Origin of the sequence: Nonomuraea guangzhouensis (assembly GCF_019396345.1) — a bacterium.
Classification (GTDB): domain Bacteria; phylum Actinomycetota; class Actinomycetes; order Streptosporangiales; family Streptosporangiaceae; genus Nonomuraea; species Nonomuraea guangzhouensis.
In genome coordinates this window covers 80600-99755 of record NZ_JAHKRM010000012.1, presented here as the reverse complement: position 1 = coordinate 99755, position 19156 = coordinate 80600, and the positions used below count along the sequence as shown (strand labels likewise).

17 protein-coding genes and 2 pseudogenes are annotated in these 19156 nt (G+C 68.4%); 6 read left to right on the top strand and 13 right to left on the bottom strand.

Annotated elements, in window-relative coordinates:
• Nucleotides 1-124: 124 nt before the first annotated feature.
• From KME78_RS64610 to KME78_RS25205, 5 genes are all read right to left on the bottom strand, one after another.
• Nucleotides 125-370 (bottom strand): DUF6192 family protein, encoded by a 246-nt coding sequence (locus tag KME78_RS64610; protein ID WP_219531814.1) that lies wholly within the window; start codon nucleotides 368-370, stop codon nucleotides 125-127.
• A gap of 80 nt (nucleotides 371-450) precedes the next feature.
• Nucleotides 451-1323, bottom strand: coding sequence for a Sco1979 family transcriptional regulator (locus KME78_RS25220; protein WP_219531812.1), 873 nt, complete (start codon nucleotides 1321-1323; stop codon nucleotides 451-453).
• Nucleotides 1324-2039: 716 nt separating this feature from the next.
• Entirely contained in the window at nucleotides 2040-2852 is an 813-nt protein-coding gene (locus KME78_RS25215) for an SAM-dependent methyltransferase (RefSeq protein ID WP_219531810.1), read from the bottom strand.
• A 368-nt stretch (nucleotides 2853-3220) separates the two neighbouring features.
• The gene (locus KME78_RS25210) at nucleotides 3221-4135 is read right to left on the bottom strand and encodes a hypothetical protein (protein WP_219531808.1); all 915 of its coding nucleotides are present in this window, start codon (nucleotides 4133-4135) and stop codon (nucleotides 3221-3223) included.
• A gap of 522 nt (nucleotides 4136-4657) precedes the next feature.
• Nucleotides 4658-5395 carry a DUF6461 domain-containing protein gene (locus KME78_RS25205; RefSeq protein WP_219531806.1) on the bottom strand — a complete coding sequence of 246 codons (738 nt, stop codon included), beginning with the start codon at nucleotides 5393-5395 and terminating at the stop codon, nucleotides 4658-4660.
• Between the two features lie 362 nt (nucleotides 5396-5757).
• Between KME78_RS25205 and KME78_RS25200 the strand changes: the two genes are divergently transcribed.
• Nucleotides 5758-6747 (top strand): hypothetical protein, encoded by a 990-nt coding sequence (locus KME78_RS25200; RefSeq protein WP_219531804.1) that lies wholly within the window; start codon nucleotides 5758-5760, stop codon nucleotides 6745-6747.
• Between the two features lie 251 nt (nucleotides 6748-6998).
• Here KME78_RS25200 and KME78_RS25195 read toward each other — a convergent pair whose 3' ends face one another.
• The 3 genes and pseudogenes from KME78_RS25195 to KME78_RS25185 form a co-directional block, all read right to left on the bottom strand.
• Nucleotides 6999-7280: a hypothetical protein gene (locus KME78_RS25195; RefSeq protein ID WP_219531802.1), complete on the bottom strand. Its 282-nt coding sequence runs from the start codon at nucleotides 7278-7280 to the stop codon at nucleotides 6999-7001.
• 289 nt (nucleotides 7281-7569) lie between these two features.
• Nucleotides 7570-8742: pseudogene (locus KME78_RS25190) on the bottom strand (ISL3 family transposase); the annotation flags it as partial.
• Between the two features lie 153 nt (nucleotides 8743-8895).
• Nucleotides 8896-9105: a hypothetical protein gene (locus tag KME78_RS25185; protein ID WP_219531800.1), complete on the bottom strand. Its 210-nt coding sequence runs from the start codon at nucleotides 9103-9105 to the stop codon at nucleotides 8896-8898.
• 55 nt (nucleotides 9106-9160) lie between these two features.
• Between KME78_RS25185 and KME78_RS25180 the strand changes: the two genes are divergently transcribed.
• Nucleotides 9161-9691: an NUDIX domain-containing protein gene (locus KME78_RS25180; RefSeq protein WP_219531799.1), complete on the top strand. Its 531-nt coding sequence runs from the start codon at nucleotides 9161-9163 to the stop codon at nucleotides 9689-9691.
• Nucleotides 9692-9803: 112 nt separating this feature from the next.
• On the opposite strand, the pseudogene KME78_RS68055 reads toward KME78_RS25180, so the two are convergent.
• A pseudogene (locus KME78_RS68055) lies at nucleotides 9804-9935 on the bottom strand (IS5/IS1182 family transposase); the annotation flags it as partial.
• 194 nt (nucleotides 9936-10129) lie between these two features.
• On the opposite strand from KME78_RS68055, the gene KME78_RS25170 reads away from it, so the two are divergent.
• Both KME78_RS25170 and KME78_RS25165 read left to right on the top strand, forming a co-directional pair.
• Nucleotides 10130-10876 (top strand): phosphotransferase family protein, encoded by a 747-nt coding sequence (locus KME78_RS25170; protein WP_219531798.1) that lies wholly within the window; start codon nucleotides 10130-10132, stop codon nucleotides 10874-10876.
• Nucleotides 10877-11132: 256 nt separating this feature from the next.
• Nucleotides 11133-14279, top strand: coding sequence for a S8 family peptidase (locus KME78_RS25165; RefSeq protein ID WP_219531797.1), 3147 nt, complete (start codon nucleotides 11133-11135; stop codon nucleotides 14277-14279).
• 69 nt (nucleotides 14280-14348) lie between these two features.
• On the opposite strand, the gene KME78_RS25160 is transcribed toward KME78_RS25165, so the two are convergent.
• Nucleotides 14349-15407, bottom strand: a complete 1059-nt coding sequence (locus tag KME78_RS25160; protein WP_219531795.1) for an FAD-dependent monooxygenase — start codon at nucleotides 15405-15407, stop codon at nucleotides 14349-14351.
• 85 nt (nucleotides 15408-15492) lie between these two features.
• Here KME78_RS25160 and KME78_RS25155 point away from each other — a divergent pair, with 85 nt between their 5' ends.
• The gene (locus KME78_RS25155) at nucleotides 15493-15984 is read left to right on the top strand and encodes a TetR/AcrR family transcriptional regulator (RefSeq protein WP_219531793.1); all 492 of its coding nucleotides are present in this window, start codon (nucleotides 15493-15495) and stop codon (nucleotides 15982-15984) included.
• 120 nt (nucleotides 15985-16104) lie between these two features.
• Here the strand turns inward: KME78_RS25155 and KME78_RS25150 are convergent, their stop codons facing one another.
• The 3 genes from KME78_RS25150 to KME78_RS25140 all read right to left on the bottom strand — a co-directional run bounded on the left by KME78_RS25150 (nucleotide 16105) and on the right by KME78_RS25140 (nucleotide 18499).
• A complete protein-coding gene (locus KME78_RS25150; RefSeq protein ID WP_219531792.1) occupies nucleotides 16105-16353 on the bottom strand; it encodes a hypothetical protein in 249 nt (82 codons plus the stop codon).
• 62 nt (nucleotides 16354-16415) lie between these two features.
• A complete protein-coding gene (locus tag KME78_RS25145) occupies nucleotides 16416-17900 on the bottom strand; it encodes an RCC1 domain-containing protein (RefSeq protein WP_219531791.1) in 1485 nt (494 codons plus the stop codon).
• A 257-nt stretch (nucleotides 17901-18157) separates the two neighbouring features.
• A complete protein-coding gene (locus KME78_RS25140) occupies nucleotides 18158-18499 on the bottom strand; it encodes a winged helix-turn-helix transcriptional regulator (RefSeq protein WP_246651835.1) in 342 nt (113 codons plus the stop codon).
• A gap of 79 nt (nucleotides 18500-18578) precedes the next feature.
• On the opposite strand from KME78_RS25140, the gene KME78_RS25135 reads away from it, so the two are divergent.
• Nucleotides 18579-19148 carry a carboxymuconolactone decarboxylase family protein gene (locus KME78_RS25135; protein WP_219531790.1) on the top strand — a complete coding sequence of 190 codons (570 nt, stop codon included), beginning with the start codon at nucleotides 18579-18581 and terminating at the stop codon, nucleotides 19146-19148.
• The last annotated feature ends 8 nt before the right edge of the window (nucleotides 19149-19156 follow it).

The following is a 19156-nucleotide window of genomic DNA, read 5'->3' as shown; positions in this document are numbered from 1 at the left end:
ACGTCAACGGTCGGCGGTTAGTTTAGATGGCAGCCAAACAAACGGAGGCGAGGCCCTTGTGCGGAGCGGCAAGTGTTCTTGCGACAGGTTCCTGGCAAGCCAACGGCGGTGACGCCGAGAGGCTTCAGGCCGTTCCGGGATGGCCGACCAAGCAGACCCGGGCCACGTTCCCGGCCACGGCAGCACGCTCGTCGGCGGTGAACCGGTGACCGCGCAGGCCCGGGACGACCCGGCCGCCGATCGTGCCGAACGCCGCGCAGGCGCCGATCAGCTCCAGGAAGTCGCGGCTGTGTCGATGTCCAGCCCCTTGCCCCGGAGCTGGAACCGGCAGCGGTGACCGATCATCGTCGGTATGGTCCGCTCCCCTCACGCATGGCGCTGGGCCCGGCACACCAGCCGGCCCGAGCACCGACCTCGGCCCACCGAGCCACTGGTGGCCGGAGCAGCGATCTACAAGGTGCTGATGATCTGGCGGAGAGTCGTCCGGGACTCGGCCGCGGACTGCGCGTGGACACCGAGCTGGTTCAGCAAATGCTGGTACGGGCGAACGTCGGATTCCTTGCTCAGATAGTGCGCGCTAGCGAGTTGTTCAAGATAGACCACATCATCCAGTTCTGTCTGGGCGAACCGAAGAAGGGTGACGGGGCCGACACCTCCGACGCGGCTGCCAGAGCTGAAGGGAAGAACCTGGATGGTGACATGACGCAACACGGCCATCTCCAGGAGATGTTCGAGTTGGGCGCGCATCGTCGCGCTGTCGCCGACCTGACGGCGCAGCGCCGCCTCATCCATCACCACCCAAAGCTTGCGCGACGTGGGTGGCGTCAGGATCTGCTGGCGGCGCATCCGCACCGCGACCCGGCGCTCGATCTGCTCGGCAGAGGCGTTCTCGTGGCCGTCCGCGATGACCGCGCGGGCGTAGTCCTCGGTCTGCAGCAGGCCAGGGATGAGCTGGACCTCGTAGGTGCGAATGATGGCCGCGTCCTGCTCCAGCCCAAGATAGGCGTCGAACCAGTCGGGGAGTACATCTCGGTAGTCCTGCCACCAGCCGGGCGCGTTGGCCTGCTTGGCCATGATGAGGACGGTCTGGCGTTCGGCCTCGTCCACGCCGTACAGGGTGAGCAGGTCAGCCACATCACGCAGCTTGAAACTGGTCCGCCCGCACTCCAAGCGGCTGATCTTGGAATGCGAACTCCGGATGACATATCCGGCGGCTTCGCGAGTGATCTCCCGCGACTCGCGCAACTGGCGCAGGTGCGCGCCGACCAACATCCGTAACGCCGTCGGCCCGGACCGACGCAAATCACCGTCGGGGATTCGCATCAAGTCGGCTACACCGCGAGCAGTTGGCATATATGCTCCCAAATCGTTAAATTGCCCCGGCATGACCGTCGATAATCCTGCCACGGCAGCCGACTAGAACACCATATTCCACGTGATCTCCCGCTGCCTCTTCCTCGTCAAGCGCCGCACCCGGCACTGGGCTTTGGAAACTTCCCATACACGGCCCAGCCGACTCGTCTCGAAAGCCTCTGACCAGCGGAAATTCCCAGTAGCGGGAATTCCCGGCCGCATATGACGGAGCGACTTCTGACCGTTCTGCCCATGGCTCCAGTTCGCCAAGAAAACCACGCACGGTGACTAAACCGATACGGCACACTTTCGACGCGATGCCCTTCACGCGTTACACCGAGAGAACCTGACCTCAGTGATATCGATTTACCCGTCCAAGGTGCAGCCTCGCCGGGCCCCAAGACCGAAGCAGATCTCCAGGCCGGCAAACACCGACGCGGACGAGCTCGACCTGCGGCTGTTCGAGCGGTGCGGAACAGCCGCCCACGCCGACGCAATGGCGCGGTTGCGTGCGGGGGCAGGACTGGGGTGCGGGTGACGCAGTGCCTGGTGGGCGGGCCACGGTGCGGGCGGGCTGCGGTGCGGGCGGGCCGCAGTGCGGGCGGGCCGCGGTGCGGGCGGCCCGGTCACATCTTGGGCGCCGGCCTCTTCTCCGGTCTCGGGGGACAGCGGAGCAGCCAATGGCTTCAGGGCTTTCGGCCGACTCCACAGAAGCCGGCCACCTCGGCGGGTTCACCCCAGGGGGTGGCCTCGACCCGCCACCGTGACATCGAGACCAGGCCGGGTTCCACCATCCGCAGGCCGTCGAAGAAGCGGCTGATGTCGGCGCGAGTGCGGGGGGTCATCGGGTCGGCCTTCTTGTTCCATTCCTGCTGGGCCTCGGCCTGAGCGGTCGTCTCGCCGTCGAAATCGAGGGTGGCGTGGGTGATCGCCAGGTAGCTGCCCGAGGGCACGGCGTCCAGCAGCCGCATCACGCTCTGGTGCACCTGGGCGAAGTCCGGGACAAGATGCAAGATGCCCAGCAGCATGATCGCGACTGGCTCGTCGAAGTTCAGCGTCTGCGCGGCCCGTTCCAAGATCTTCTCGGGGTCGCGTAGGTCGGCGTCGATGTAGTCGCAGACCCCCTCGTCGGAGCTTTTCAGCAACGCCTCGGCGTGCAGCAGGACCAGCGGATCGTTGTCGACGTAGACGATGCGGCACTCTGGGGCGACCCGCTGGGCGACCTCGTGGGTGTTGTCCATCGTTGGCAGGCCGGTTCCGATGTCCAGGAACTGGCGGATGCCTTCGCCGGTGAGGAAGCGTACGGCCCGGCCGAGGAAGGCTCGGTCGGTGCGGGCGATGTCGACGATCCCGGGGAAGGTCTTCTTGTACTGGTCGGCGGCCTCGCGGTCGACGGGGTAGAAATCTTTGCCCCCGAGGAGATAGTTCCACACTCGCGCTGAATGCGGCCTCGTGGTGTCGATCTTGGCTAAGAGCTCCTGGCCCGAGGTGTCGGTCATGGGGGATCTCCTACGTTTGGTCCTTAATTGTCACCCCTTAACGTAGTCGCACAGGGCGCTCCTGAACGTGACGGCGGCAGCGTGTCCCGCGCTTTTGGCGATGGCGCTCCGCGACGTGCGTGCCCCGGACGCGGCAACGTCGAACATTCTGTCGTCGAGTGATGAAGCGCTGGCGATCCGTACGGACTTCTCCGCTCCGCAGGCGTGGGCGTCCATCCACGCGACGCTCGGATCGATGACGAAGACGAATAAATTCTGGAGGACGACGGGGGCGAGTTCGTCGCGCCGGTGCGATTCCTTGATGATCCGGCCTTGAGCGGGGCCGACATTCTTCTGGCACTCAACAGGTCACGCGCCGTACGCGCGGGTCAGAGTCTCCGGATGCAGGTGATCGCCGGGTAGGGATCGAGGCCGAAAGGCAGCCCGTACGTGGTGGTCGAGCTCGTCACCGAGTAGTCGGCCGGCCGCCTGCACTCGAACTCGATGCTGACGTACCCGACTACCTTGCCCCACGCCTTCCTGGCCTTGCAGGACACCTTCTTCAGCCCGCCGACGATGGCGTTCTCGGTGCCGAAGACCGTCTTGCGCTTCTTGGTCTTGGGCGCGGTCAGGCAGGTCGCGAGCTCGTACTGGGGGCCGACCTTCTTGGCGTCCTCCCCCGGGCCGACGCACACGTAGGACCCTTGCCACTTGTAGGCGTAGGACCAGATCTTGCGCGTACACGCCTTCTTCGTCTTGGTGAAGGACCTGACCCTGCCGGGGCCGTGGCCGTCGAAGCAGGCCCGCTCCTCGACACTGACGACGGGCTCGTTCTCGATGAGCGTGCAGTCACCGACCCGCAGGATCCCACCGCCCTTGCCGACGTCCCCGGGGTGCGGGGCGCGGCGGTTGCGCAGGCAGGCCGTACGGGGCGGCTGCTGACCGGTCGGTGTGTCCAGCATCCCGTCGGTGTCTTTCGGGCACTCCACCGGTCCGTTGCCCTGGTAGACGAGCTTGGTGATCTGCGCCCCGGCCGTCGCGAGCGAGCAGTCGGCGAGTCCGGGGAGCTGGCTGTCCGGCTTGGGCATCTGAACGTCGAGACAGAGCCCGGCCGCCCAGGTGGTCGGCTGAGCCGGGGACGGGGGTGGATTCGGCGAGCTCGCGGAGCTCTCGGCGTTCGTGGCGCCCGTTGCGTTCGTGGCGGAGGGCTTGGGCGTGTCCTTCGGCGCGGTATCGGCGTCACAGGACGACATGGTCACGGTGACCGCCACCAGGGCCGCTACCGTCCATAACCTGCTGCTCACGTCCCGCCACCCCCGCCAGATAGCCGTCGGGGAGATCTTCGTCCACGGCCCGCCGCCTGACAAGGGCACCGCCGTGATGCCACCTACCGGATCCTGACCAACCTCACATAGGCGCGATCGTCAAAACTCGCCGCACCAGGAACCACTCCCTTGGTCGCGGCATGAGCCAGGATCCGGAGCTGATCGGAGCGAAGAGAGGCATCGAGCTCGGCCTCGGCGGACGCGAGACTCGCCGACGTCGATGACCGCACACAGACGAGAGACAACGAGATCGGCATTCCAGCAGCCGCCGCCCGCGGCGCTGCCATCGGGCAACAACTCCTGGAGATGCCTGCCCCCGTCGTCGCCGACGCACTCAGCTACCACGACAAGACCACCGCCCGACTCCTTCGAGAAGGTGGCGGAGGGTGGAACCGCTACGCCGCCGGGGAACACGGAACGTCACCATAAAGCCTTCAGGAACGACAACTTACGACAGCTGAACAGGCGAGCCCACCAGTCAGTACCGGAGACCCATGGGGGTCAAGCGGCGTCGTGATCAGACTCAGGGCCGCTTACCGCTTTCAGTTGCTCGAGTATAGCGCCGAGGCTCTTGCCGGGCTGAGGCTCTTGTGGCGGTGGCAGGTCGGCGATCGCGCCCACCAGGAGTGGTCCGTCCAGCAGGTCGGCGGTGAACGTCACGCCGGTGAGGCGGGCCGCCATCGCGAACATCCGCGCGAGGCCAGATCCGGACAGGTCGTCGTAGCGTTGGTCCCAGTCCTCATCTGAGCTCTCCTCGAGAGGCAGGCCGAACTCGTGCATGAGGCCGGCGAGCCGGTCAGTGTCGGCACCGGAGCGACGCTCGGGAAAACTCGGGTCGAAAGCCGTGAGCGCCATGCCGTCCGCGGCGTAATGAAAGTAGTCGCAGGCATAGTCATGCCGCAGGACGGACACCACGTCGGTGCCGGCCGACAGCCGCGCCAGCATCTCCGTCCCCGACCAGCCGTACGGTTCCACCGCCGCGCACCCATCGCCGGTGGCGACCACTCCGACGTAACCACCTCCGTCACCGCCGTCGGTCGCCACCGTGAAGTCGGAGACCGCCAGCCTCAGCTCGGCGAAGCTCATCTGCGTGCTCGTGCGGGCGCCGAACCTGCGCAGCACCTCGGCCGGGTCGAGCCCGCGCAGCAAGGTCACGCAGTAGATCTCGCCGAGCAGGTTGCCCCGATCGCCGTACGGCGGTTGCAGCCAGCGGAACGGCGTCAGCGCATCGATGGTCATGTCGCGATCTTGGCAGGCCCTACCGACAAAATCAGGCCCACTTCACCCTTCCGCGCGCACCTCCTGCCCGAGAGCCCGGCTTGTTGCCGCCGACATCACGGAAAGTCACCACCACGGCCCTGGGCTTCGAGAACTCACGATAGTCGAATAGGTGACTCCACCAGTAAGGACCCCGTGCTGCGCCATGGCCCACCACGGACCACCACAAAAGCAGGTCAAACACCCTGGTACGGCTCGCCCTACCACCCGTGGGACGGCTGGCCGTCCTCTGGCTCGGGGGTCGCCAGGCTGGGGCGGAACCAAGCCCATGCCTAACGTCGGGACTGTTCCTCATCGTGGCTTCCGCTTCGAAAGGCGTGCCGATGTCCGCAGTCCTCGAACCAGCATGTACGGCGGTCCACCGGCTGCATCGCCCGCTTCTGCTGATGGTCGCCTCGATGGCGCTGCTGCTGGTCGTCTCGGCCGTGGGTATGGTGGCCGACGACCGTGTCCTGCTCGGCGCGCCGGTCTGGGGGAAGCCCCTCAAGTTCGCCGTGTCGTTCATCGTGTACGGCCTGACATTGGCCTGGTTGCTGACGCTGCCGCACAGGGCGAGCCGCTGGACCTGGTGGATGGCAACACTGCTGGCCGTCACCGGCATGCTCGATGTCGGCGTCGTCGTGGTCCAGGCGGCGCGCGGCACGTTCAGCCATTTCAATCAGGCGGACGACCCGTTCAACAACGTCATTCAGTTGATCTTCAGCGTGGGCGTGCAGCTGCTCATGCTGGCGAACTTCGTCCTCGCAGGGCTTCTGATCTTCCAAAGGGTCGGCGACCGGGTGCTCACCTGGGCGATTCGCGCGGGTCTGACCTTCGTGATCGCTGGGATCGGCCTCGGGCTCCTGATACCGGTGAGGTCCAACGAGGTGTGGATGGCCAAGGACGCGGCCGGGCACGCGATCCCCCTGGCCGCCCAGCACAACGTGGGCGTCCCGGACGGCGGTCCCGGGCTGCCGCTCACCGGCTGGAGCACGGTTGGCGGCGACCTGCGCATCCCGCACTTCGTCGGCCTGCACGGGTTGCAGGTCATGCTGGTCGTGGCGCTGGTGCTCGGGTTGCTGGCGAGCCGGGTCACCCGGCTGCGCGACGAGCGGACCCGGGCGGGCCTGATGATCGTGGCGGCCGCGGCGTACGCGGGTCTGATCGTCCTGGTGACTTGGCAGGCGCTGCGCGGCCAGGCGCTGATTCACCCCGACGGCCAGACGCTGGGTGCCCTGGCCCTGCTCATGGCCGCCACGACGGCGGCGGTCCGGGCGGTCCTCGCCGCCGGCGGCTCGCCGGCCCCGCGCCGGCCGGTTCGCTCGGTGACCTGATCGACGCCGGGTCATGCCCTGCTCCATGACCGCGGGAGGCAAGGCCACGGACGGATGGGCGAGGCTCATCACGTGATGCCGGTGGTGGCGCGGCCGACCGACCTGCTTACCGCGGGTCGATCCTCCCAAGGCGGCCCGCCAGGCGTAGTAGCCCGAGACCGAGACGTCCAGGACGCGGCAGGCCACCTTGACGGGGATGCTCTCGCCAGCCATCACCGCGATGGCCTCGAACCGCCTTTGGCGGGTGCCGCCTACCGGATGAGCTCGATCGCCCGGCGGGTGGCCTGCAGCTCGGTCTCCAGCTCGGCGATGCGGTGCTTGGCGGCCGCTAACTCGGCCTTCTCGCTGCTGGTCAGACCCGGCTCCAGCCCGCGGTCGATGCGGTCTTGCCGCCACCAGGTGTAGATCGTCTGCTGCTGATCTCTAGATCGTGCGCCAGGTCGGTGGCCGTGCGGCCCGCCTCTACCAGGTCCAGCACTTTGCGCCGGAACTCCGGCGGGTAGCCCCGCCGTCCCATGCCGCTTTCCTCTCATCGAGTAGCACAAGAACGGCTTCCGCGTCGTCGTCAGCATCGGCCTGGCGCTGGGTTTCGTCTACGCCGATACCGGCTACGGGGCGTGTGGTGGCGGCTGGCGGTCGTCGGTATCGGGTTCGCTCTGACCCATGTCGCCGCTGACCGGGGCCGCCATGCAGGCGGTCAGCCCGCAGGAAGGCGGCCTCGCCTCAGGCGTCAGCAGCACCACCCGGCAGATCGGCGCGGTGCTCGGCGTGGCGGTGCTCGGGGCGATCGTCCACACGCGGGAGTCCGGCGGTGCCTCCTTTGATCCAGGCGGTGAGCGTGGCATCGTTGCCTGCGGCTGGGGTGAGGAGTGCGGCGAAGCTGCGGACATGGCGGGCGAGTTCGGTCAGTTCAGGGCAGGCAGCGGTGAGTTCCTGCACCAGCTGGGTGTCGCTGTCACGCAGCCGGTCGGGGTGGGTGAGCAGGAGACGGGCCAGGCGGCGCGGGGGTGGTGACGGGCCGTTCTCCTTCGGCTCGACCTTGGGTGATATAGCGGTAGAGCAGGTTGAGGCTGCCGGTGTGTGCGCCGTTCACGCAGGTGATCGCGGTAGGGATCGACGACTCCAGGAGGCCGACGCCCTTATCCAGCAGGTCGTGGATCTGCTGCCAACGCTGGCGAGTGGTCTGTTCGCGGACGCCGGCGGGCCGGGGCGGGTTGACCGTGGCCCAGCAGGCGCTGTGGGAACGAACCTCGGCGAGGGTCTTGTCGCACAGGTTCGCCCACAGATGCCATCGGTCGCTGACCTGCGCCGCGTCCGGCAGGGCGCGTCGAATCGCCTCGCCGTAGGCGCCCGACCCATCGCGGCAGACGATCTCAACCCGGGGTGGGAGCGCAGCCACGTCTCCAGGACGTCAGCACCGCGGCCGGGCAGCACATCGATCCGCTCGCCCGTCTCGGCGTCGATGAGGACGGTGGCATAACGATGACGGCGCTTGAGCGCGAAATCATCGACGCCCAGCACGCGCGGGGTCCGCAGTGACGGTAGCGGCAGCCGCATGAGCAGTCGCAGTGCCGTGGACCTCGATACCGCGACGGCCAGGACCGCCGAGAGCCGAGCCCCTGCCCGGCCGGCCAGCTCTTTGACCGCCTCGCCCAGTTGCCCGGTGAGCCTGCTTGTCCGACGCTGGTAGCGCTCAAGCAGCCCGGGCACCTGCTCACGGAACGTCTGCCGAGGGCATCCCCGCACCGGGCAGACCAGACGCCGTACCTGCAGCGACACCACCACCCGCCGCCCATCGACCGGGACATCAGTGACCGTCCGGCCGGCATAGCCGTGCACCCGACCGGTCGGCGCCCCTCACACCGGGCACGGCACCGACTCGCCGCGAGTACGGGCCATCACCCGGATGAGGTGTTCCTCGTCCTGTACATCCTCGATGACCAGGGCAGACAGCCCCGCAAACACCACACCAACAAGATCGTCGATCTTCAGCACGGCCCAGCCTGGCAGGTGAGCACTCAGCGCTACCACCGATTACGAGACAGAGCCGAAAACCGTACAGTCCCCAAACGCAGGTCCAGACGTTGCCAGCCGACACGGAACTGCGGAACCTACAGTAAGTCCTATGTGATGGCACGGTGGTGGCGATCAGGGCGATGTCGTCGCGGTCGTGGTCCGGCTCGCATAGTGGCGAGCGAGGGTGTGGAAGGCTTCCTTCGGCTCCCACGGCATGCCGGGATAGGTGGTGGCTTGGGCGCCGTCGAGCATGTCGTCATCGGCGAGCACGACCAGCCGATCTTCACCTGCTCCGGCCCGCTTGGGTAACAAGGCCTGCTCGGCGACTGCCCAGACCGACATCGACACTCCCGTTGTGGCCATCCGCGCACCGGTCCCCACGGACAATACTTCCCGCATGACCGATCCGACCGCCCCTTTCTCCCGCGTGAAGATCCGCTCCGGCGCCGTGGTGTTCTGCGGCGAGGACGTCGCGCTGATCCGCCGCGACCGCCCCACCGGATCCCACTACACGGCGCCTGGAGGTAACGTCCGGCCGGGCGAGGACATCCACGAGGCCTTGCACAGGGAACTTGCCGAGGAACTCCAGCTCGACCTCGACGACGCGACCCCGCCGGAGCTGTGCTGGATCCAGGATCAAATGGTCGTCCGACCCGGCCCTACTCCACCACCACGCAAAATCCACCTGATCTTCCGATGTCACATCACGCCCGAGGTCAGACAGCGGCTCGCCACAGTCGAGTACGACAACCTCCCCGATGGCGGCCACGAGCTCGGGGTCATCGAGTGGGTGAACTACCGCAAGACCGCCACGCTCCCGCTGTTCCCGTTGATCGGTCCCGCACTGACCGCCCTCCCGACGCCGGGATCCCCCACCGCCAACGCCTGGCTCCCACCCATCACGGACAACAACTACATCTGGAAGTGACCTTCCGTCCTGAGCAGCGACCTATGTTGATGGCCTGCACGATCGTGGTGATGCGGTGCGGACAGCAGCGCACTTCGCCAGGATCTTCCGGCCTTCAAGGTGGCGAGTTCGCGTTCGCCGTGGTCGGCGCGTCGATCAGTCCGACGGCGCGGGCTGCGGTCAGGTCGTGGGTACTGCTTGGCAGCGCGGGCGAGGCCCACACCAGACGCTAGGCCGGATCAGCCAGGACCTGCACGTTCACTCCGGTCATGCCTGCTGGCCAGGGGTGAGCCCGCGCCATCGTGAGCCGCTGGCGGTGCGGTGGCGACGGATGACATAGCTCACGGCTCGATCCGTCGGCGGTCGGTGTCGTGCGCGAGGCCGCCGGGCCGCGGGACGCGGTCAGCCGCGCGGTCGCCCGCGAAAAACCCGGCGACATCGGTGGTCATCCCCGCGACAATGGCCGACGTGGAGGAGGTCGAGGTCGTCGTCGCCCATAGCGAGCGCGCGACTCTGCGCGTCGGCGACGTGTTCCTGAAGATCGACGCTGATCAGACGCGCACCGACGTCGAGGTTGAGGCGATGGCTATGGCGCCGATCCCGACTCCGGAGGTCCTGTGGCGCAAGCCGCCCGTGCTCGCGCTCGCCGCCCTCCCCGGCACGGCGCTCGGCCGCCTCGGCGAGCCGTCGACCGCGTCGTCGGCGGCGTGGGCCGCGGCGGGTGCCGCCGTACGGAAGCTGCACGAAGCGCCGCTGCCGCCCTGGCCCGGCCGGAGCCTCGACGAGATCGCAGCGCGCCTCGACGGCGAATGCGAGTGGCTCGTCACGAACGGCGTCCTTCCCACCGACCTGGTCACGCGCAACCGCCGGGTGGCCGAGGCCGCGCTCCGGCCGTGGACACCGGTGTTCACGCACGGCGACCTGCAGATCACCCACGTGTTCGTCGACGGTGACGAGATCACCGGCGTGCTCGACTGGTCCGAGGCGAGCCAGGGCGATGCCCTGTTCGACCTCGCCATCTTGACGCTCGGACACGAGGAGCGCCTTGGCGACGTCGTCGCCGGCTACGGCACCGACGTCGACCTCGACGTGATCCGCGCGTGGTGGTCGTTGCGCAGCCTGCTGGCGATCCGCTGGCTGATCGAGCACGGCTTCGACCCGTCCGCGCCAGGCTGCGAGGTCGACGTGCTGAGATCCCGGATGTGAGGCCGCGCCAGCCCGACGGCCACGAGTGCCGTTCTGCCGCATCGACCTCCTGAAACGCGTCGTCTTCCGGACCGACGAGATCATGGTTCTCGAAGATCCCGGGCGTCCTCGATGTCGTCGAGGATCCGGCGGCCGGCCCTGGTCAGAGCGCGCATCGCGCTGAGGGCGAGGACGCATGTGGCGGCCGAGAAGACGAATGCGGTCTTCGGCGAATACAGGAGAGGAAGATCACTCTCCTACGTCTAAGAGGTAGACCGTGACTTTAGGCAAGTCGCTCATCGCCGCTCTCGCGGCGGGAGCAATCAGTGCCACACCGGCGTCGGCCGTGCAGGCCCCGCCTCAGCAGGAGAACGGGGTGACTCTGATCACCAGTGACCGGGTCGTGGTCACCGGGCAGGGGCACCAGGTCAAGCCTGGTCCCGGCAGGCAGGTGGACTTCACGACTCAGGTGCTTGGAGGCCACCTGTACGTGATACCCGCCGACGCCGCCCCGCTGATCGCCCAGGGGGTGCTGGACCGGCGGCTGTTCGACATCACCCAACTCCTGGCCTGGAAATACGGCGACGCCGACACGCCCGACATCCCCGTCATCTCTCAAGGGATCAGCGGGCAGGCCATCGCACCGCAGGGTGCCCAACGGGTCCGGCAGCTGTCCGGCCTCGGGATGAGCGTGGTCCGCGTGCCGAAGGCGAGCGCTGCCCGGACGTGGAAGGAGCTGACTGGCGCCCGCACCTTGACGGCAGGCCAGGCCAAGCTGTGGCTGGACGGCCGCAGAACGTTCTCGCTGGACGAGAGCGTCAAGCAGATCGGCGCGCCCCAGGCATGGCAACAGGGCATAACCGGCAAAGGCGTCACGGTCGCGGTCCTCGACTCCGGCTACGACCCTGACCACCCGGATCTGAAGGACGCGGTCGCACAGGAGCGCAACTTCAGCGACGACCCCGACATCCGCGACACCATCGGCCACGGCACCCATGTCGCCTCGATCGTGGCGGGTAGGGATGGGAAGTATCGGGGCGTGGCCCCGGAGGCGACGCTGGCCATCGGGAAGGTGGGCGGCGCCGCTGGGCCGACCGATTCGGCCATCCTCGCCGGCATGGAGTGGGCGGCCACCGAGGTCAAGGCCAAGGTCGTCAACATGAGCTTCGGCGACACGGACGGCCCCGATCTGGACCCGCTGGAGCAGGCGGTCAACACGCTGTCGGAGCGGACCGGCACGCTGTTCGTCGCGGCGGCGGGAAACGGCGGAGCTGACGACAGGGTGCTCAGCCCCGGTAGTGCTGACGCGGCGCTGACAGTGGGCGCGGTGGACAAAAAGGGTCAGCTGGCCGTGTTCTCCAGCCCGGGGCCGCGCGTGAGCGACCATGCGATCAAACCCGACGTGACCGCGCCCGGGGTCGACATCACGGCCGCCGCTGTCGGGGGCGGCTACCGGGTGATGAGCGGCACCTCGATGGCCAGCCCGCACGTGGCGGGGGCGGCGGCGATCCTGGCGCAGCGCCATCCGGACTGGACGGGCGCGCAGCTCAAGGCCGCACTGATCGGCAGCGCCGCACCCGCCCAGGGCCCGACGCTCTATCAGCAGGGAGCCGGGCTGATCGACCTGGTACGCGCGCTGAAGCAGCAGGTCGTGGCCGAGCAGGGCAACGTCTGGGCGCCCTTCCCCTGGAACGCCGCGGGCAAGCGGGTGACGACCAAAACGATCACGTACGCCAACGCGAGCGACGCCCCGGTCACCCTGGACCTGTCGGCTCAGGGCGAGGTACTGAAGCTGCCGACCGACCAGGTCACGGTCCCGGCCAAGGGCGAGGCCTCGGTCACGCTGACCATCGACGCCACCGGCAAGGCCCCGGGTGACTACCCGGGAACGGTCACCGCCAGCGCAGGCGACACGGTGGTCCGCACGCTCGCCGGCGCCTACGTCGAGCCCGAGTCCTACGACGTCACCCTCACCGTCATCGGCAAGCAGGGCCAGCCGATCAACCCCAGGCAGAGCCAGATCTACGACGCGAAGACCGGCACCATCCACCAGCCGGCCTTCCGGAACGGCGTGGCCAAGGTACGACTACCCGAGGGCGAGTGGAACTTCTACACCGAGACCTTGGAGAAGATCGACGGAAACTGGCTCACGACGATCGCCGACCCCGCGCTGAAGATCGACGGCGGCGACCAGCAGCTGACAGTGGACGCGCGCCAGGGCAAGGCGGCCAAGATCACGCTCGACGATCCGAGCGCCGAACTCCAGCGCGGTTACGCCCTCGGGCTGACCCACGGCGCGTGGAACTCCTGGTGGTCGACAAATGGCAACGTCAACACCGAATTCTTCGTCGTTCCCAGCCGCCGGCCAGGTCTGACCTACGGTCTGGAGACCACGTGGCTCAGCAAGGACGCCTCCCCCAGCCCGTACGTCTACCAACTCGTCGACCGTCGCACCGACGGCTTCCCCGAGGATCCTGTTTACGATGCCAGGCAGCAGGATCTGGCGAAGGTCACCGCGACCTACCGGGCCTCAGGAGTGGCGGCCACGGGTGCGCCGCTGAGCGGACTGCGCGACCCTGATTTCCCCGGCTCGGCCCTGTCGTCGCTGGTCGGCGACATCACCCTGCCCGGCACGCTCATCTCCTACCGCACCCCCGGGCTGACCTTCGAGAGCGGGCTCGAGGTCGGCACTTCGCTGATGTTCGACGGCGGCCGGCCCGCCAAGCGCGGCCAGACCAGTGAGGTCTGGAACGCCGCGGTCACCGGGCCGTCGTTCCTGCTGCCGGGCGGTAACCGTACCGGCGACAAGCTGACCTTCTCCGGAGTGGGGCTGTTCGCCGACGGGGGCGCGAACAGGACGGGGTCGGACACCGCTGCCACCGGCAGTGCCACGCTCGCCAAGGACGGGCAGGTGCTGGCCACGGCCGATCTCGCCGGCTGCTGGATCTACGAGCAGGAAGGGTGTCAGCTACGCGCCGACCTGCCCGCCGGGCGCGGCTCGTACACGCTGACCGCGTCGATGCGCCGGCCGGCCACGCTCTCCACGGAGGTGAACACGGCCTGGACGTTCCCGTCCGCGACCACCGCCAAGGAGCAGCCGCTGCCCCTGACCGCGGTCCGCTACAGCCCGCAGGGCCTGGACACCTCGAACCGCGCCAAGCCGGGCAGCGTGACCAGCCTGCCCGTCCGGATCGAGCGCAACCCCGGCGCCGCGAAGGCGGAGACGAAGTCGATCCGGCTGGAGATGTCCGCCGACGACGGCAAGAGCTGGCGGTCTGTCCCGGTCACCCGCACCGAGTCGGGCTGGACCGCCGGGGTGCCGAACCCCCGTACGGCCGGGTTCGTCTCCCTGCGCGCGGTGGTCACCGACACCGCCGGTAACGGGGTGACCCAGACGATCACCCGCGCCTACGCCGTCGGCTGACCGGCGACCACTCACCCAGGCCCGGCCCCTCCCCGGCCGGGCCTGGGAACCCACCCATGAGCCTGCGAACTAGGCTCCACCGCCGAACATCTTCGCGGTCTGCCGGCCTTTCTCCTGGTTCTCCGCGACGTAGGGCCGCAGTTCCGCCTCGTACGTGGCGAACGCGCTCGCGTGGTCGCCACCCGCCGAGGCCAGGTTGCGGGCGAGGGTCCGCGCGCCGATCAGTGCCTGTGAGGTGCCCATGCCGCTGGTCGGCGCCGCACAGTAGCCCGCGTCGCCGACCAGCGTGATCCGGCCGCGTGACCAGTGGTCCAGGTGGACCTGGCAGGTCGAGGAGAAGTAGAAGTCGTCCGCCTCGCTCATCGCCTCGAGCAGCCTGGGCGTCTCCCAGCCGTGCCCGGCGAAGGCGGCGCGTACTGCCTGCTCCTGCTCGTCTCGGCCGCGTCGGTCCAGCGCGGATGAGGTGGTGGCGAAGGAGAGGCTGACTGTGAGGCGCTCCGCCGTGCCGAGACTGAACAGGTAGATCGCCGTGTCCGGGGTCTGCCGCAGCAGTCCGCTGCGGCTCAGGCCGAGGTAGTTGGCGGTGCTGAAGCCGACTCCGGAAAGACCCAGGTGCCGCAGCGCGTCGGCGTGCGGGCCGAAGGCCAGCTGCCGAACCTTGGAGTAGACGCCGTCGGCTCCGATCACCAAGTCGAACTCGCTGACGGCGCCGCGCTTGAACTCGACCGTGACGCCGGACTCGTGCTGGCTCAGCGCGCTGATCGAGTCGTCGAACACGTACCTCACACCGCCGGCGGTGATGCGATGCAGGATCCGGGTCAGAGCCTGCTTCGGCACCTCCAGTTCGCCGGCGAACGCCTCCGCGGGCAGTCGCCCGGTCTCCACACCCCGCTCGTCTATCAGGGTCGTGCCGGTCATCTTCGGGTCGTGCTCGCGAAGCTCGGCGAGGATGCCCATCTCCTCCAGTACGTCGAGCGCCTCGCCGCGGAAGTCCACCGCGTAGCCGTTGTCGCGCAGCTCCGGCGCACGTTCGACCACGGTCACGTCGTACCCGTCGTGCTGCAGAAAGTAGGCCAGGGCGGGTCCGGCCACGCTCGCGCCCGAGATCAGAACTTTCGTCTTGGTCATGGGCAAGACCGTAGCCAGGTCTTGCCCATTTGGTCAAACCATATGGATAGACCGTACGGTCAAGTCCTCCGATATGCTGCTCGGCATGGGAAACCGAGAGGATCTGCTGGCCGGCGCCAAGCGGTGCCTGATCGAACGCGGCTGGGCTCACACGACCGTCCGGGACATCGCCTCGGCCGCCGGGGTCAGCCACGCCGCTATCGGCTACCACTTCGGCTCCAAGGACGCCCTGCTCACCCAAGCCCTGGTGGAAGCGGTCGACGAGCTCGGCGACGAACTCGCCGGTCGCGCTCCGTCCGACGAGCCAGAGCAGCGCTGGCAGGCGCTGATCGACAGCTTCACCACCCATCGGGCGTTGTGGGTGGCCCAGCTCGAGGCCGCGGTGCAGGCCGAGCGGTCACCGGAGGTACGCGAACACCTCGCCAGAGGGCAGCGCGAGGGACGGGAGGGACTCGGCGGCTCGGTACCGCTCGCTTTGCTGACAGGTCTGATGCTGCAGTGGCTGGTGGACCCAGACCATGCGCCCACCGGCGCGGACGTGATCGCCGAGCTTCGATCGCTCGCCACCGAACTCTGACTCTGGTAAGCGCGACCACCACCCCGTCAGGGCTTCGTCAAGTGCGCGCACATCCGCCGGGAGGTAGGTCGGCGGATTCCCAGGCCCGGCCGGTGAGGGGCAGGTAGGTGTGGTCGCCGGTCAGCCGACGGCGTGGGCGCGGGTGATCGTCTGGGTCACCCCGTTACCGGCGGTGTCGGTGACCACCGCGCGCAGGGAGACGAACCCGGCCGTACTCGGGTTCGGCACCCCGGCGGTCCAGCCCGACTCGGTGCGGGTAACCGGAACAGACCGCCAGCTCTTGCCGTCGTCGTCGGACAAATCCAGCCGGATCTGACGATCCGTCGCGAGAGCGCGTCCGGCGGCGCGCAGGTCGGCTCCTGACGGCACCCCAGCGTTCGCCTCGACGCCTGATCACCTGGCCTGGAGAGAAAGCTCCAGGCCAGGGCTGTTCAGGATGTGGTGATGTTGCCGATGGTGAGGGTGTACGGCGCCGCCCTGGTGATCGAGTCTGCCGCCGCGGTGATCAGGATGCGGAATTGGCCGCGCGGGGTCCTGATCGAGGTGTGCAGCGTGATGGTGACCGGGTGGTCCTCGCTCACCTTCGGAGAGGACAAGGTGGCGGTGACCCCGGGCGGCAGGTTGGTGACGCTGACCGCCGCGCTGGAGGTGAAGCCCTTGGACGGGGTGAGGGAAACCACGGTGGTGGTCGAGCCGCCCGGTTGGACCGAGCCGAGCTTGGGGTCGAGGGCGATGGAGAAGTCGGTGGGGATCGCCTGGATCGCCAGCGCGTGCAGCGCGGTCGCGCCCGAGCCGAGATAGATGGCGTGGCTCACCCCGAGGACGGGGCTGGGGTTGGGGTTGTTGGGCGCGGTGGATCCGGTGCCCAAGCCGCCCAGGCGGTTGTCGCCCCACGCCAGCACCGTGCCGTCGCCGCGGCGCGCGTAGCCGTTCTCCGCGCCGACCGCGAGTTGGGTGGCGCCGCTGACGGCGGTGGCCACAGGGGGATAGACAGGGGCGGAGATGGTACCGATGCCCAGCTCGCCGCGGCTGTTGATGCCCCAGCTCCACACCGTTCCGTCGTTGCGTAGCGCGCTGACGTTGCCCGAGCCGATGCCGATCTGGGTCAGGCCGGTGATGCCGGCGGTGAATCCCGGGGTGAGGCGGTCGCCGGGGCCGCCAGGGCCCAGTTGGCTGACGCCGTTGTCGCCCCAGCCGAACACCGTGCCATCGGCGCGCAGGGCCAGACCGTCGAAGTCGGCGGCGGCGACGTCGATGATGGAGGTCAGGCCCGCCAGCTTGGCCGGAGTGGCGCGGAAGCCGCCGACCGTTCCGTTGCCCAGTTGGCCGTCACTGTTGCTGCCCCAGGTCCACACCTCGCCATTGACGTCACGCGCCACGACCGAGCGCTGGCTGGTCTCGACATCGGCCATGGGCGGCAGGCCGAGAACCTGCTTGGGTACGGGGTTGGTCGCGGGCACATTGTCGCCCAGGCCCAGGTTGCCGAATCCTGAGCCGTTGAAGCCCCAGGCCCACAGTCTGCCGCTGGAGTCGATGGCGAAGCTGCTGCCCGCGCCCGCGGAGACGTCGACGATGTTCGTCAGTCCTGGCACGTGCACAGGGGTGAGGCTGGGGGTGGTGGTGCCGTCGCCCAGCCCGCCGAAACCGTTGGTGCCCCACGACCAGATGGTGGTGTCGGCGGCGATGGCCAGGGTGTGGGAGGTGCCGGCCTCGACCTTGGTGAAGGCGATCTGCCCGGCCACGGTGACCGGGGTATTGGCTTGCTGGGTGGTGCCGTCGCCGAGCTGGCCTTGTTCGTTGTGGCCCCAGGCGACGGTGAGGATCTGGTCGGTGGGATCGGCGAGTGCCGGCGTTCCGGCCGCCATCATCGTCGTGGCGGAGGCGGCGGCCAACGCCAGGGCCACGAGGGTGGACATCGGCCGTCGGCGCGGGGAGCGGGTTCGGGAGCCGTCCCGAACCCGTTCCCCACATGATCGTGAGCTGAACATCGTGATGTTCTCCCTCGAAAGGATCGCACCGCACGAGGCGTCGACGGCCAGCCGGATCCATCCGTCTTCCGGACGGCTGGGCGCGCCGAACCGCGCTCAACGCGGCCGGAGCCGGACGGCCCCGTGCTCTAACGGCGTGACAGCACGTTCCACCCCGTGACATCGCTGCGCATTCCGGCAATGCCTCAGCGTGCGTGGATGGCCTCGGCCCAGGTGTCGGCCCAGACGTTGAGCTCCTGGAGGGCGGGGCCGAGGGATCTCCCCACGGCGGTCAGCGTGTAGCCGGCCTCGCTGGGGGCGACCAGCTCGGCGGTCGTCAGTTCGTCGAGGCGCTGGTACAGGACGCTGGAGGACAGCCCTTCGCAGCGTGCGAGCAGCGGGCGCGCGCCGAGCGGACCCTCCCGCAACTCCCAGATGATCCGCAGCGCCCAGCGGCGGCTCAGCAGGTCCATGGCGGCCATCAGCGGCCGACCGGTCTTGGAGCCGCGGACGGGCCGGCCAGGAAGTGGAGTCCGATTCGTGGCCATATCCCTCCTTGTGTTTCGTTTTTCGAAACATTAGCATCGAGGCGGCCGTTTCGATTTCCGAAACACCTTGGGAGGGTGGATGTCGCGCATAGCGCTTGTGGAACCGCCGTACGAGCCCGAGGTCGGGGCGCAGTTGGAGAGCATGATGCCGGCGGGTGTTCCGCCGATCGGGCTGTTCAGGATGTTCGCCCGCAATCTTCCGATGACCGGTGCGATGCACGGATGGGGCCGGTACGAGCTGGGGCGTCAGCTGACGCTGACCATGCGAGAGCGGGAGATCACGATCACCCGTACGTGTGCGCGATGCCGCTGCGAGTACGAGTGGGGCGTCCATGTGTCGATGTTCGCCGAGCGGGCCGGGCTGACCACCGCACAGATCGTCTCACTGACGCACGGGACGCCCGACGATCCGTGCTGGGAGTCCCCGCGGGAACGCCTGCTGATCGAGACCGTCGACGCCCTGCACGCCACCTCCGACATCGACGACGCCCTGTGGGCCCGGCTCGCGGAGGTCATGGACGACAGCCAGTTCCTCGATCTCCTCCTGCTCTGCGGCTGGTACCACGCGATCAGCTTCGCCGCCACCGCGGCACGCGTGCCCCACGAGCCGAATACCCCAAGGTTCGCCGACTTCGCTCCCGCGAGCTGAGAGTGCGT

Bases quoted from the DNA above. Each gene is read 5' to 3' on its own strand.
- KME78_RS25220 (WP_219531812.1), bottom strand. From the start codon at position 1,323: ATGCGAATCCCCGACGGTGATTTGCGTCGGTCCGGGCCGACGGCGTTA.
- KME78_RS25140 (WP_246651835.1), bottom strand. From the start codon at position 18,499: ATGGCCACGAATCGGACTCCACTTCCTGGCCGGCCCGTCCGCGGCTCC.
- KME78_RS25160 (WP_219531795.1), bottom strand. From the start codon at position 15,407: ATGACCAAGACGAAAGTTCTGATCTCGGGCGCGAGCGTGGCCGGACCC.
- KME78_RS25155 (WP_219531793.1), top strand. From the start codon at position 15,493: ATGGGAAACCGAGAGGATCTGCTGGCCGGCGCCAAGCGGTGCCTGATC.
- KME78_RS25200 (WP_219531804.1), top strand. From the start codon at position 5,758: ATGTCCGCAGTCCTCGAACCAGCATGTACGGCGGTCCACCGGCTGCAT.
- KME78_RS25170 (WP_219531798.1), top strand. From the start codon at position 10,130: ATGGCCGACGTGGAGGAGGTCGAGGTCGTCGTCGCCCATAGCGAGCGC.
- KME78_RS25195 (WP_219531802.1), bottom strand. From the start codon at position 7,280: ATGAGAGGAAAGCGGCATGGGACGGCGGGGCTACCCGCCGGAGTTCCG.
- KME78_RS25185 (WP_219531800.1), bottom strand. From the start codon at position 9,105: ATGTCGGTCTGGGCAGTCGCCGAGCAGGCCTTGTTACCCAAGCGGGCC.
- KME78_RS25215 (WP_219531810.1), bottom strand. From the start codon at position 2,852: ATGACCGACACCTCGGGCCAGGAGCTCTTAGCCAAGATCGACACCACG.
- KME78_RS25145 (WP_219531791.1), bottom strand. From the start codon at position 17,900: ATGTCCACCCTCGTGGCCCTGGCGTTGGCCGCCGCCTCCGCCACGACG.
- KME78_RS25135 (WP_219531790.1), top strand. From the start codon at position 18,579: ATGTCGCGCATAGCGCTTGTGGAACCGCCGTACGAGCCCGAGGTCGGG.
- KME78_RS25180 (WP_219531799.1), top strand. From the start codon at position 9,161: ATGACCGATCCGACCGCCCCTTTCTCCCGCGTGAAGATCCGCTCCGGC.
- KME78_RS25205 (WP_219531806.1), bottom strand. From the start codon at position 5,395: ATGACCATCGATGCGCTGACGCCGTTCCGCTGGCTGCAACCGCCGTAC.